The 13,415-nt window shown below is 68.4% G+C and carries 9 protein-coding genes and 1 tRNA gene; 4 read left to right on the plus strand and 6 right to left on the minus strand.

What is annotated here, in order from left to right; translation table 11 throughout:
* Positions 1 to 459: 459 nt before the first annotated feature.
* The gene (locus VHR41_18270) at positions 460 to 1,683 is read left to right on the plus strand and encodes a PKD domain-containing protein (protein ID HEX3236145.1); all 1,224 of its coding nucleotides are present in this window, start codon (positions 460 to 462) and stop codon (positions 1,681 to 1,683) included.
* A gap of 215 nt (positions 1,684 to 1,898) precedes the next feature.
* Positions 1,899 to 2,900 carry a PKD domain-containing protein gene (locus tag VHR41_18275; GenBank protein HEX3236146.1) on the plus strand — a complete coding sequence of 334 codons (1,002 nt, stop codon included), beginning with the start codon at positions 1,899 to 1,901 and terminating at the stop codon, positions 2,898 to 2,900.
* 86 nt (positions 2,901 to 2,986) lie between these two features.
* Here VHR41_18275 and VHR41_18280 read toward each other — a convergent pair whose 3' ends face one another.
* Together VHR41_18280 and VHR41_18285 are read right to left on the minus strand one after the other, a co-directional pair.
* On the minus strand, positions 2,987 to 4,120 hold the full coding sequence (locus tag VHR41_18280) for a glycosyltransferase family 1 protein (protein ID HEX3236147.1): 1,134 nt from the start codon (positions 4,118 to 4,120) through the stop codon (positions 2,987 to 2,989).
* Positions 4,117 to 5,268, minus strand: coding sequence for a glycosyltransferase family 1 protein (locus VHR41_18285; GenBank protein HEX3236148.1), 1,152 nt, complete (start codon positions 5,266 to 5,268; stop codon positions 4,117 to 4,119). Before VHR41_18285 ends, VHR41_18280 begins: the two co-directional genes overlap by 4 nt.
* Before the next feature lie 295 nt (positions 5,269 to 5,563).
* Here VHR41_18285 and VHR41_18290 point away from each other — a divergent pair, with 295 nt between their 5' ends.
* A complete protein-coding gene (locus VHR41_18290) occupies positions 5,564 to 7,672 on the plus strand; it encodes a galactose oxidase-like domain-containing protein (GenBank protein ID HEX3236149.1) in 2,109 nt (702 codons plus the stop codon).
* Between the two features lie 26 nt (positions 7,673 to 7,698).
* Here the strand turns inward: VHR41_18290 and VHR41_18295 are convergent.
* A tRNA-Gln gene (locus VHR41_18295) sits at positions 7,699 to 7,769 on the minus strand.
* A gap of 238 nt (positions 7,770 to 8,007) precedes the next feature.
* Between VHR41_18295 and VHR41_18300 the strand changes: the two genes are divergently transcribed.
* Positions 8,008 to 9,765, plus strand: a complete 1,758-nt coding sequence (locus VHR41_18300; GenBank protein HEX3236150.1) for a galactose oxidase-like domain-containing protein — start codon at positions 8,008 to 8,010, stop codon at positions 9,763 to 9,765.
* On the opposite strand, the gene ispE is transcribed toward VHR41_18300, so the two are convergent.
* The 3 genes from ispE to VHR41_18315 are packed head-to-tail and all read right to left on the minus strand — an operon-like array spanning position 9,752 to position 13,402.
* Positions 9,752 to 10,627, minus strand: coding sequence for a 4-(cytidine 5'-diphospho)-2-C-methyl-D-erythritol kinase (gene ispE / locus VHR41_18305; protein ID HEX3236151.1), 876 nt, complete (start codon positions 10,625 to 10,627; stop codon positions 9,752 to 9,754). The two genes, VHR41_18300 and ispE, sit on opposite strands and share 14 nt — an antisense overlap.
* A complete protein-coding gene (locus VHR41_18310; protein ID HEX3236152.1) occupies positions 10,624 to 11,658 on the minus strand; it encodes a lysylphosphatidylglycerol synthase transmembrane domain-containing protein in 1,035 nt (344 codons plus the stop codon). Before VHR41_18310 ends, ispE begins: the two co-directional genes overlap by 4 nt.
* Positions 11,645 to 13,402, minus strand: coding sequence for a hypothetical protein (locus VHR41_18315; GenBank protein HEX3236153.1), 1,758 nt, complete (start codon positions 13,400 to 13,402; stop codon positions 11,645 to 11,647). The genes VHR41_18310 and VHR41_18315 overlap by 14 nt, the downstream gene beginning before the upstream one ends.
* Positions 13,403 to 13,415: the final 13 nt, after the last annotated feature.

A 13,415-nucleotide genomic window follows, 5' to 3' on the forward strand; every position in this document is an offset into this window, starting at 1 on the left:
TGGCCACCTCTTCGGCGAGGGCACGGTTGGCCGACCCGCTCAGGAGCAGCATCTGGCTGCGTGACAGCGAGAGGTCCGTCATAATTACAGCCCGCAAAAATAGTTAGGGGCCCGGGCGCGAGTCAACGGCGGGTCAGTGGCGTCGCGCCGGTCTCCGGGAGCGGGTTTCTCAAGGCCTTTCCGACCCCCCGTTGCGGGATGCCGATGCTGGCAGCGGGGTTTTTGCGATCCTTTATGGCATGTGCGCCACAACTGAGGTGGGCGCACCTCGGTGTCATTTTTTAGCACCCCGCAAGCTAGGTGTTCACGCTGTCGAGATTTGAGAACAGGTCTGCTGTCTGGAAAATCGACACCCCAGGATGGCACAGGTCTGGCTCCTGCGCGGACAGCCGAACCGCGCACCACGGCTTGGTTCCTTTGCCACAATGCACCTTCACCCTGGGGCTCGAGACCAACACTATGCGCTTCTCGCCTGTCCTGACCGTCGCCCTTGGGGCTGCGCTGCTTGCGGCCTGCGGCGGAGACTCGAACAATCCGTCGGACAACACCGCACCGGCGGCGGCGTTCACCGTTGCCTGTAGCGACCTCGCCTGTACGTTCACCGACGGGAGCACCGACGCCGATGGTAGTATCGCGTCGCGGAGCTGGGACTTCGGCGATCAGACCGCCGCGGTCACCGAGACCAATCCGGACCACACCTTCGGCTCCGCCAACACCTACACCGTCACCCTGACTGTCACCGACAACGAGGGCGCCACCAACGCGGCGACCAAGCAGGTGAAGGTGCCCAACCTTCCGCCCACCGCCAGTTTCACCTCCGAGTGCAGCGATCTGGTCTGCACCTTCACTGACCACAGCTCGGATGGCGATGGGACCGTCGCGTCCTACGACTGGGACTTCGGCGACGGCAGCAGCCACGTCACCACCCAGGCCGCCAGCCGGACGTTCGCGGCCGCCGGCACCTATACCGTAAGCCTGTCGGTGAGGGACGACGGTGGCGCGAGCGGCTCGACCACCAACGACGTGACCGTGACCGCGCCGGCGGCAGGCGGGCTCAAGGCCAGCTTCGATGTGTCCTGCACCTCGCTCGACTGCACCATCACCAACACCACCACCGGGACGGGGAGCGTCGTGACCTGGGACTGGGACTTCGGCGACGGCAGCCCGCACAGTAACGTGCAGAATCCCCCGCCGGTGCACTACGACATCACCACGCTGACCACGTTCACCATCACGCTGGTGGTCACCAGCGACGGTGCCACCAGTCAGGCGACGAAGCAGGTGACGCCGACCCCGGCGGCCAGCCTGACCTGCGGCGACGTGGCCTGTACGCTGGGCCTCGACCAGGCAGCCACGGTCGTGGTGACGCTCACGAGCCGGGACTGCGAGGCGCACGGCAACACCTTCGTGATCACCGCACCGGTGGTCGATACCCTGTTCACCGACGGGTGCTTCGCCGACGTCAACAGTCCGTTCACCCTCAACGGCGGGGCAGCCTTCCCGGCCGGCACCCAGCTCGACGCCGAAGTGCTGACCGGCGTGGCCGGGGCGCAGAACCCGAAGCTGCGGGTCACCGGCACCTTCGCCGACGGCTGGACCCTGGAGTTCGACGATGGCTTCGTCGGCCCGGGAGAGCCGGACTTCAATGACCTGGTGATCACGGTCAAGGCCACACCGGAGTAGACCTCACCAGGAGCAGCGAGACACTGCCGCCGGGCGATGTTGCCCGGCGGCAGTGCTTTTGGCTCCCACGCCTGTCCTGGCCGGCGCGATTGGCGTCACAGACCCGACTGTGGCAGGATTGTACTGTTCGGCGTTCTTCAGTGACCACAGTACGCTACTCAAACGGGGCAGGGGACCAAACACCTATGCGACCTCTCCATCTGTGCGCCCTGCTGGTGGGCGCGGCGGCAGCCGGGACCGCCTGCGGCGGCGACGGCGGCGGGCCGTCCAACACGGCCCCGACGGCCGCGTTCAGCCATGCATGCACCGGCCTGGCCTGCACCTTCACCGACGCCAGCAGCGATCCCGAGAACGATCCTCTGACCTACCTGTGGACCTTCGGCGAACCCACCTCGGGGACCAACGACACCGCCACCGTCACGAGCCCGAGCCACACCTATGCGGCCGCCGGCTCCTATCATGTGAAGCTCACCGTCACGGATTCGGCCGGGGCCGCCAGTGCGGTGGCCGACAGCGTGGTGACGGTGTCGACGACCACGCCGCCGCCGCCGGGCGGCCCGATCGCTGGCTTCACGGTGGCCTGCGACGGGCCGGTCTGCACCTTTACCGACACCAGCACCGCGGCTACCGGTCGGACGATCGCGTCCTGGGATTGGGACTTCGGCGACGATTCCGCCCATGCCACCACTCAGAACCCGACGCACACGTATGATGTCGCCGACACCATCAGCACATTCACGGTGACCCTGACGGTCACCGATGACCAGGCAGCTACGGACTCGGCTAGCGATGACATCACCGTCACACCTCCGGCCGGTTTGCAGTGCAGCGGCGTGACTTGCACGCTAGATGTTACCAATAAGGCCACGCTGACGGTCACGGTGGACAGCGCACGCTGCGAGTTTGCGGGAAACCGCTTCGCCATCACCGAACCAATCCAGGAGACGGTTTTCACCAACGGGTGCGTGGTATCGGATGGCACCGTGTTCCACATCAACAACGACCTGCCGTTCGACGCAGGTACCCAGATTCAGGCCGAATTCACCCAAGGTGCTGGTAAACCGACTGATCCCCCTCGGGGGACGCCCGCCATCCAGCTCACTGGGACTTTCCCCCACTGGGTCATCAAGATCGACGATGGAGGTGATCCGACGGGGCCGGGTGAGCCAGATTTTAATGACATCATCTTGTCGGTCGACGCCACAGCGGTACCGTAAACCCTGGCGGAAGTTCGATCCGGGATGAAATGGAGCAGCCCGCCGGCGGCATGCCGCCGGCGGGCTGTCGCCGTTTCTCCTGCGCCTCAGGCCACCAGCCGCCGGTACACCTCGACCGTAGCCATCGCAGCATCGTTCCACTGGAACTGCCGGGCCCGCTCGTGTCCGGCCGAGCGGAGCCGGTCCGCCTCCGCGGAGATGGTCACCCGCTCCAGCCCGTACTCGATGCTCGCCACGTCGAATGGATCGACCAGCAGCGCGGCGCCGCCGGCGATCTCCGGCGCGGCGCCGGTGGAGGAAGTTACGACCGGTGCGCCGCAGGCCATCGCCTCGATGATGGGCAGCCCAAACCCCTCGTAGATCCCAGGATACATGAACGCGGCGGCGCCGGCGTACAGCCGCGCGAGCTCGGCCTTCTCCACATACCCGAGCAGGGAGACACCCTCGGGCAGCCCCGCTCCGTTGTGGCCGAAATCACTGTCGAGGGAGGTACCCGTGATGAGCAGCCGGTGCGCCGCTCGATGGCCGCCGCGGCTCCGCCAGCGGGTAAACGCCTCGATCAGCCGGCGGGTATTCTTGCGGGGCGACACCCCGCCCACTGCGAGGAGATAGGGCGGATCATCGGCGGTGAAACCCGCGGGGCTGGCGTGAAATGCAGGGTCGAGCCCGTGATAGATCACCTCGATCTTGGACGCGGGCACGCCGGCGCGGCGCATCAGGTCGTCGGCCGTGTAGCGGGACACGGCTATGAAGCGGTCGGCCCGGCGGACCGACCAGGGGAACAGGGCGGAGTACATCCAGCGCACCCGGTTGGCGTACAGTTCGGGATGCGCTTGCCAGCCGAGGTCGTGCACCGTCGCCACGCAGCGGTCGCGAGAGCGAACCGCATAGGGCAGGAAGCCATCCATGCCGTGGATCAGGATGCCGCCACGGCGAGGGATGGTGCGGAGGCACGCCCACTGGTCGAACCAGAGCTTCCAGAGCGTCGCGCGCACCGATCCGGCGCGCATCTCGGGTCGCCGGGTTGGGATGACCTCCTGCACGCCGGGGAGCTCGAGGTGCAGCGGTGCCCAGGTGAGTGCCGTGATCCGTACCTGGCCGGTGCTCGCCAGCGCGCCGAGCAGCTCCTCCATGTAGATCTCGATCCCGGTGCGGACGCCAGCCAGGTGCCGGACGTTGACCACCAGCTCCACTGGATCCGCCGGCCCGGCCGGGGTCACCGGGAAGGGCCGGGTGCGGCGGCTGGGATCCGCCGCGACGCGGGGACGACCTGTTCCAGCACCCGGAGCGTCTCGCTTGCCGTCCGGCTCCAGCGGAAATCGCGGCTCCGCTCCCGGCCCGCCGCGATGAGCTTCACCCGCAGGCTCCCATCGTCCAGCACCCGCCGGATACCCGCAGCGATGCTGTCGACCGACTCGGGATCGACCAGCACGGCCGCGCCCTCGGCCAGCTCCTTGGTGCCGTAGCGATCCGCCGTCACGACGGGGCACCCGGCCGCCATGGCCTCGAGTACCGGCAGGCCGCAGGACTCGAAGAGCGACGGCAGCAGCAGCGCGTCCGCCAGGGCATAGAGCCCGGCAAGCTCCTCCTGCTCCACCCATCCCGGCCGGTGGACCCACTGAGCGATGCCGAGAGCTTCCGGCTCCCGGATCTCGCGCTCGGAGAGGAAGCGGTTCTCTCCCCCGGCCACGACCAACGGCAGCCCGCGCTCCGGCCCGACCTGCGCGTAGGCCTGGACCAGCCGCGCGAAGTTCTTGGGAGGGTAGATTGCGCCGGCGTACAGCAGGAAGCGGTCGGGCAGAGAATACTTGGCGCGGATCTCCCGCAATCGCGCGGGGTCGAGTGGCCGCCGGAACAGGTCGTCCACGCCGGAGTACACGGTGATCACCCGGTCCTCGGGGACGTGGAGAAACTCCATGACGTGCCGCCGGGTGATCTCCGACACCGCGATGATGGCGTCGGCCCGGGCAGCATAGCGGGGAACCAGGAACCGATGGCTCAGACGATCGAGAAAGCGTGACGCCCAGGGCATGACGTACCAGTCGAGCCCGTGGCAGACCCAGACCGATGGACAGCCGGCCCGGAGCGGAATCGAGTATTTGGGATTGAACAGGACGTCGACACCATGCCGCCGTACCGCCGCCGGAACGGCCAGCTGGTCCCACGCGAGGAAGGAGCCCGCGGAGAGGGCGACTTCCTCCACCCCGGGCTCTCCGGTGTAGGCACCGATCAGCGCCGGGTCTCGGTACAGGAGGACGAATTCGTGCCCGCTACGGAGCTCGAACAACGCCTGCAGCAGCCTCCGGGTGTACACCCGGACGCCGCCGTTGTGCTGGTCGTAGTGGCGCAGCATGACACCAACGCGCACGATTCGATTCCTTCCGGAGGCGTTCCAGGATAACCTAAACAGACGCGGGCGGGACGGGCCAGCGGCCGGCCACCCAGCCCCGAAGTGTTGCGCTCCTGCCGTTCTGCCCGTGGCGCTTCTGCGTCACGGGCCCCAGCAGGATAGGTAATTGGCTGATTTCGAGTAACTTACGATCCCTCGTCGGGCGTTCATGGTGGCGTGAAAGGTGCGACCACCGGCGCTCTTGACCGCTTACGTCCTGGAAGCCCGAATGATTGCTACGCGCAGCCTCCGAACTTGGATTTTGGGTGCGGCCTTGGGAGCGGCCTCGCTCCGATGCGGCGGAGATACGGGTCCGCAGGACGTCCAGCCGGCCTCACTCGCGATGGTGTCCGGCAACGGCCAGAACGGACCCGTGGGTGTCGCGCTGCCGGATTCGCTGGTCGTCATCGTCAAGGATTCCCAGGGACAACCGCTCAAAGGCGTCGCGGTGGACTGGAGCGCGAACGGCAGCGTGAGCAGCTCGAGCGTGACCAGCGGGGCGGATGGCCATGCGGCGGTTCGGTGGACGCTGGGAAATACGGCGGGAGCGCAGTCGGCGTCGGCCACGGCGGGCGATCTGCCGGCGGTTGCCTTCACAGCGACGGCGGAGGCGCCGGTTCCGCTGGCCATCGTGGTCCAGCCGCCCGACTCGGCACTGGACAAGGAAGTGCTGGCGCCGGATCGGCAGCCGGTGCTGCTGGTGCGGGACGCACAGGGTGCCCTCGCCAATGGCGTGACGGTCACTGCGGCGATCAAGTCTGGCGGGGGCACGCTCGAGGGCGTGACCAGCGCCGTCTCCGGCGCGGACGGAAAGGCCGCCTTTGCCGACCTCGGGATCAACGGTACCGGTTCCCACACGCTCGAGTTCACCGCCGGCTCGAACAGCGTGACCTCCTCCTCCATCGACGTCTCGGCGCTCCCCCCTGAGGCCACGAGCGGCTCCTGGGGGCCGCTGGTCCCCTGGGATATCGTGCCGCTGCACATGCATCTGCTGCCCAACGGGAAAATCCTGGGCTGGGGCAAGTACGACAACGGCGCCACCGGCACGATGGGCGGCAGGCCGAGGCTCTGGGATCCGGCCAGCGGGGACCCGCTCTCCACCGCGCAGATGGTCCAGGTCGATACGATGCTGTTCTGCTCCGGACACGCGTTCATGCCGGACGGCAAGCTCATGGTATCGGGTGGGCACAAGGACGACGACAAGGGAATCGACGTCACCAACATCTTCGACCCGGGCAGCGGGAGCTTCACCTCCGGGCCGAAGATGGCCTTCGGCCGATGGTATCCCACCGTCACCGAGCTGCCCGACGGGCGCATGCTGACCATGGCCGGGCGGGATTCAGCGGGCAACGTGGTGACGATACCGGAAATCTGGGAAAGCGACCACTGGGTCAAGCTCCCCGGCGCCGTCGATACCGTGATTCCCTATTACCCTCGCAACTTCGTGGACCCGAAGAACGGGCTCATCTTCATGGCCGGGGAGCGCATCAAGTCGCGCTGGTTCGACGTGGACGGCTCGACCGGAGGCCAACGCGGGCACTGGATCGACGGCCCGAGTCACCTCTATCAGAAGAACAGGGACTATGGGACGGCTGTGATGTACGATGCCGGCAAGATCCTCTACGCGGGTGGCGGCGGCGACCCCAACTGGCCGACGCCAGACCCGAGGGCGTCGGCGCCCACGGCCACCGCGGAGATCATCGATCTGATCACGCCGTCGGGGAGTCCCCACTGGACCAACATCGCCCCGATGCACTTCGCCCGCCGGCACCTCAATTCCACCGTCCTGCCGGATGGGACGGTGCTCGTGACGGGAGGCACCAGTGGAGGTGGCTTCGTGGATATCAATACCGGGGACGCCGTGAAGACGGCCGAGCTCTGGGACCCGAAGCACCCCACGCAGTGGACCCAGCTCGCGGCCAACAGAGTGATGCGAGTCTACCATTCCGTGTCGCTGCTCCTCCCGGACGGCACGGTGCTCCACGGCGCCAGCGGCAACGCGCTGGCCGCCCAGCCCGGCGGCGGAATCGTTCCGGTGCCGGACCAGAAGAACCACGAGATCTTCTCACCGCCCTACCTGTTCAAGGGCGCGCGGCCGACGATCACGAGCGCTCCGGCAACGGTGGGCATCGGGGACAATTTCACCGTCGAGACACCCAATGCCGCGCAGGTCACCGACGTGCGCTGGATCCGGATCGGCTCGGTGACCCACGCCTTCGACGCGGGCCAGCGCGCCAACACGCTGGGCTTCACCGCGACATCGACGGGAGTGAGCGTGACCGCGCCAGCGGACCACAATCTCGCGCCCCCAGGCCACTACATGCTGTTCATCCTGAATCGGAACGGGGTGCCTTCGAAGGGAAAGATCATTCAGCTGCAATGAGGCGCTGCGGGTCGGGCGAAGGAAAATTGGCCCTGGTGGATTCGAACCACCATTAACGGATCCAAAGTCCGCTGTCCTGCCGTTGGACGAAGGGCCAGTGCGGGGGAACGTACACCTGAACGCTGACACGGTAAACTGCGCCACGGGGTTGCCCCGCTGAAATCCGTGCCATCCCGGTCACGCCCGAGGGAATCGATCCTCCTAGCGGGTGACTACACGGTGTTCTTTCTCGCCGGAAACGGGGTACCTTCCATGGCCCGCATCGTGCATATCGCCTGAGCGGGCCATTCTGATCTCCACCATAACTCGATTTTTCTCGCTCGTCGGAGAGCACCATGCGCGCACGCGGGTCGCTCGGCGCAGCTTCGTGTGCCATGCTGGTGGGGTTGCTCCTCACCGGCTGCCGAGAGACGCAGGATTCTGCACCAGCAGCAAGGCCCGACGTTCCCCTCGACCAGGAGACCGATGGCAGTACCCTCGCCCCCATCGATCTGGTCTACGTCTGCGGCAACAAGTTTCTCGCCACCAACGGGACGCCGGCGCGGCTGGACCTGACGTACCGGGTGGCTGGGACCTCGGAATCGGGCCAGGTATCGCTGGTCGAGGCGCCGAACGAGGACCCGGCGCACAGCGAGACGGAGATCGAGACGAGGCACGCCGGAGTGGTCGAGCTCTACCGCAACGACGAGCGAGTGGCCCGGCGGGCGAACGGAGGTCTGGCGTGCGGGGCACCCGCTATTGCGGCGACGGTCGCTGGAGTCGCGACGGACCCCGCCTCCGGGGGACAGTGGACGCCACCGTTCGCCTGGCCCATCGTGGCCGTCCATCTCACCCTGTTGCCCACCGGGAAGGTGTTGAGCTGGGGACACAACGGCGTGCCAACGGTGTGGGACCCAGGCACCGGTGTCTTCACCTCGGTCCCGAGCCCTTCCCTGCTATTCTGCGCCGGAGAGACGCTGCTGCCTGATGGTCGGGTCTTCGTGGCGGGCGGTCACATCGATGACGATCGTGGGCTCCCGGACCTCAACCTGTTCGACCCCGTGAGCGAAACGTGGTCCTCCGGCCCGCCGATGGCCAAGGGCCGGTGGTACCCAACGACCACCACCCTGGGTACCGGCGAGGTGCTGACGATCGCGGGTCGCGACCAGACCTCCACCAACGTGTTGATCCCGGAGGTGTGGACCGGCAGCGCCTGGCGTGCGCTGAGCTCGGCCAGCCGGACGCTCCCGTACTACCCGCGAATGTTTCTGGCGCCGAACGGGCGCGTCTTTCTGGCCGGCGAGAAGCAGAAGACGCTCTACCTCAAGACCTCCGGCACGGGATCCTGGAGCAGCGTGGGGTACCGATTGTACGGAACGCGGGACTACGGCTCGGCCGTGATGTACCAGCCGGGGAAGATCCTCTACGCCGGTGGCGGCCGTACCACCAACACGGCGGAGATCATTGATCTCAATCCAGCCACTCCCGCATGGCACTGGACCGGCTCGATGGCCTTCGCGCGGCGGCACCTCAACGCCACCGTCCTGCCGACCGGCGATGTGCTGGCCACCGGCGGCACCGCCGGCAGCGGATTCACCGACGAGTCCAAGGCGGTGCACGCGGCCGAGCTCTGGAACCCGCAGGCGGGCTCCAACGGCCAGTGGACCACTCTGGCCAGCAACACCTCCGTCCGAGGCTATCACGGGACATCGATTCTGCTGCCGGACGGCCGGGTGCTGAATGCGGGCAGCGGGGATGGGGGCGTGGCCACCGCGCAGCTCAACGCGGAGCTCTACTCACCGCCCTACCTATTCAACGGCACCCGTCCGGTCATCACCAGCGCCCCTGCGACGATCGGCTATATGGGGACATTCTTTGTCGGCCAGACGGACGGGACGCCGATCGGCAGTGTTGCGCTCATCCGGCTGGGCTCGACCACGCACGCCTTCGACCAGAACCAGCGATTCGTTCCGTTGTCGTTCACCAGCGTGAGCGGCGGCCTCACTCTGACGGCGCCGACCAGCCGGAGCATCGCGCCTCCGGGGCACTACATGCTGTTCATCGTGAGTACGGCGCGGGTCCCGTCGGTCGCCAGGATCGTCAAGCTGCAGTAGACGCGAGAGTCTCGGCCGCCGCCACGGCTCCGTGCTTGCGGCCGAGCATCATGCGGGCATCGTCGCGCTCCCGGGCGGAGCGATAGACGGCGAAGAGCGTCGATCCGGATCCGCTCATCCGGCAGACCAGTGGATGGGTGGCCACCAGCGCCTCGAACGCGGCGCGCACCTCCGGGTGCCGGCCGAACACCGCGGACTCGAAGTCGTTCCCCGCCATCCGCCCGATGTCACCCCAGCGAGAAAGCGCGTCGAGGTCCAGCGCGACGGCGCCGCGCCGGCCAGCCGACTGCCGCGCCGCATCGACCCAGCCGTAGGCCTCCGCGGTCGCAATGGCCACGGGTGGCGTCAGCAGCAGGAGGGGCGCGGCGGGAAGCGGAGGAAGTCGGAGCAGCCGCTCGCCATGACCCCAGGCTAGAGCGAGCGGGGCCCCGGTCAGGAAGAACGGTACGTCGCTGCCCAGCCGGGCGGCGAGCTGCAGCAGCTCATGGCGGGGCACAGCGTTTCCCGCCAGCTGATTGGCACCCCGTAAGGCCGCCGCCGCGTCGCTGGAGCCGCCCCCCAGACCCGCGCGCACCGGAATCCGCTTGGTCAGAGTCAGGTGAGCCGCGAAGCGGTTGCCGGTCGATTCGAGGACCATCGCCGCGGCCCGCAGGGCCAGGTTCTGCTCCGGCGGGCCCACGTCCGCGCCCTCGACCTCGATCGTGACACCCCGACCTTCCCGCCGCTCGAGCCGTATCTGGTCCGCCAGGCTCACCAGACAGAACAGCGTCTCCAGGCCGTGGAATCCGTCTGATTCCCGCGCCAGGACCCGCAGGAAGAGGTTGATCTTGGCGGGTGCGGAGAGGGTGACGGACTCGCTCATACCACCGGTCGGCGGAGGTCCCCAAGGCCGATCGGCGTCCGGGCGAGCGACCAGGCGCCCAGCAGGATGATCGGGAGAAAGGTGGTGGCGTGGAAGGCGATCGCGTAGGACGACGCCAGTGCATTGGGCACTTCATACAGCGCCAGCGCGGCCACGATGGCGGCCTCGAACTGCCCCACAAAGCCGGGGGTGAACTGCACGGTGATGCCGAAGATCAGCACGCCCTGAAGCAGGAGCGCGCCGACGAAGCTCACCGGGATGCCGAACGCCTCGAAGCCCACGTAAAAGGCGGCGGCGTTGGTCAGCCAGACCGCGAACGACCAGAACACGACGCCGGCCAGCCGGGCAGGCGAGCGGAGCACGGCGAGTCCCTGGCGGATGCCTTCGAGTAACGTCACGATCTTGTCGGTCACCCGGCCCGCCGGTAGCGCTCGCCGCACCAGCCGCTCGGTGGCCAGCGGGAACGCCACCATGAGCACGGCGGCCACCAGGGCCGCCAGACCCATCGTGCCCGCGGCCTGAGCCGCATGGCGGAGCGAGACACCGCCGACGGCGATGTCGGGCGGGAAGTCGGACGCCAGCAGGGCGATGATGAGTAGAGCCACCACGGCCAGGCCATCGAAGATGCGCTCCACCGCGATGGAAGAGAGCACCGCACTGAAGCGGGCACCGGCCAGACGGGTCGCCGCGAAAGTGCGGACCAGCTCACCGGCGCGGAAGGGCAGCAGGTTGTTGGCCATGAAGCCGATGGCGACCGCGTGCCAGAGCGGCCAGGCCGGCAGCGGACCGCCCCGCTCGTCGCGGAGCAGGAGCCGCCAGCGCACCAGCCGAAGCGGGAAGGTGGAGGTGGCGAGGACAACCGCCACGGCCAAGGGAACCGATCGTGCCGCGCGGAGATGAAGGAGGACCTCGGAGAGGTGCACACCCCGAAGCGCCCAGAACAGGAGGGCCACGGCGAGCGCGATGCCGAGCAGGGCGGCAACGGCGCGGCGCGCCGTCTCTCCGCGCGAGCCCGTCTCAGGCTTCGGCAAGCGCGAGCGGCACGAGGTCGAGCAACTCCTGCAGCAGTGGCTGAATGGCGTCGAGCCCGCCGTGACGGGTGAGCTCGTCGGCCAGCTGCTGGCGCACCAGACCGGCGCGCTCCAGCGCCGCGCGGCCGCGGTAGCAGAGGGCAGCGATCTCCACGGTCTGCAGATCAGGCACCGGAGCGATGGCCGGCTCGGATGCAGGTGAGCCCGCCGCCTCGCGCCGCAGCCGGTCATAGGTGCGGAAGCTCGCTTCCAGTCCCCACTCCGGGGGATCGGGCGCAAGAGCGGCGATTGGTATCACGTCATCGGAGGCTTCGTCGGGGGCGAGACTCAGGATCGATACCGGCTCCTCGTCGTAGAGCAGGGAATCGATGGAGACGACGTCGGTCTCGCCATTGATCAATCCGGTGGCCCCGCGGGGCGATAGGGCTGTCTCCGCGTGTGGCCGAGCGCGGGGAGCCGGTGTGGCTGCCAGCGTCGTCGCCGCCTGCGGGGGCTGTTCCGCGAGACGGAGTCCGTCCAGCCGATACGCCACATCGAGGATACGGCGCGAGATCAGCATCCGGTCGTCCGCGTCGGCCACAGCGCGAAGCAGCTCGCCGCCCTCGCGCAAGCAGCCCACCAGCGCCGCGGTTGCGCTAGCCGCCACGCCAACCGCGAGGGCCTCACGTGCCGAGCGGGCGAAGACCGCCAGGCCGCTGGCCACCGGATCGGGCCCGGGGGAGCCCGCCGAGCGCAGCACGCCGAGCAGGTGGTAGAGCCGGAGGTCGCGCTCCGTGGCCGAGCGGGCGTTGGCGATGAGATCGGCGCTCTGGCAGAGGTGCTCGCCGTGACTCACCAGCTCCAGGGGCCCCAGCGGGGCAGGGGCGGCGAACTGCGGTTGTGCCAGCGGTGGAGTGACCGGCTCCGGATCACCGGCGAAGAAGAGCGACTCGATCGGCACGACGTCGCGCTCCACCGCGAAGGCTCGGAGCAGCAGATCGGTGAAGCGCCGGGCCTCCGGCGCCTCCGGGTCGGGGCGGCCGCGCTCCGCGATGTCGCGCGACATCCGGGTCAGCGCCTGGGACGCCGCGCCCATCACCTCGTCCACGCCGGGTGGCGGAGCGAAGAGCCGGGTGAGATCGCCGACCGCGAGCTCGATGCCATCCAGGATCTCGGGCAGGGGGACGAGCTCGCCCAGTTCGGCGAGTCCGCGCAGCGACTGCATCCGCCGGATGACGGTATACAACGGCTCGCGATCGCCGGGCGCGCTGCGGAGCGAGCGCGCCGCCCGATCGAGCGCGCTGGCGATGAGCGCCCCTTCGCGGGCCACGAAGGCGCGCACACCGGTGTTGAGCTCGCCGCGCTCGGCGTGGTGCTGCTGCTCCTCCGCTTCGGCGCGTCCGGCGAGCGACTCGAGACCCAAGGCCAGGCGGGACGCGCGCGCCGAGTCCGCCTCGGTCCAGTCGCGCACCCGGCGGATGAGCAGCCGAAACTCCTCCACCGCCTGTACCAGATGCGCCCGGAGCGCCGCGTCCCAGTCGCGGGGCTGGTCTCGATGCGCCCGGGCCAGTGCCTCGAGCCCGGCCGCCGCGCGGGCGATCGCATGTTGACCGGCCATCAACGCTGAGCCCCGGAGCACCCGTGCGTTGCGCAGGAACTCATCGGCAGGCGGCGCCTGCTCCCGATCGACCTCGGACTCGAGGCGGTCGAGGCACTCGCCCGCCTCGAGGGCGAAGAAGTCGGCGCTGGCCAGGGGATTGGTCATAGCCACTAAGCTA

The sequence above is a fragment of the Gemmatimonadales bacterium genome (assembly GCA_036265815.1).
Classification (GTDB): Bacteria; Gemmatimonadota; Gemmatimonadetes; order Gemmatimonadales; family GWC2-71-9; genus CAVVWJ01.

Excerpts from the sequence above, each read along its gene's own strand:
- VHR41_18315 (HEX3236153.1), bottom strand. The coding sequence starts at position 13,402 with ATGACCAATCCCCTGGCCAGCGCCGACTTCTTCGCCCTCGAGGCGGGC.
- VHR41_18300 (HEX3236150.1), top strand. The coding sequence starts at position 8,008 with ATGCGCGCACGCGGGTCGCTCGGCGCAGCTTCGTGTGCCATGCTGGTG.
- VHR41_18270 (HEX3236145.1), top strand. The coding sequence starts at position 460 with ATGCGCTTCTCGCCTGTCCTGACCGTCGCCCTTGGGGCTGCGCTGCTT.
- ispE (HEX3236151.1), bottom strand. The coding sequence starts at position 10,627 with ATGAGCGAGTCCGTCACCCTCTCCGCACCCGCCAAGATCAACCTCTTC.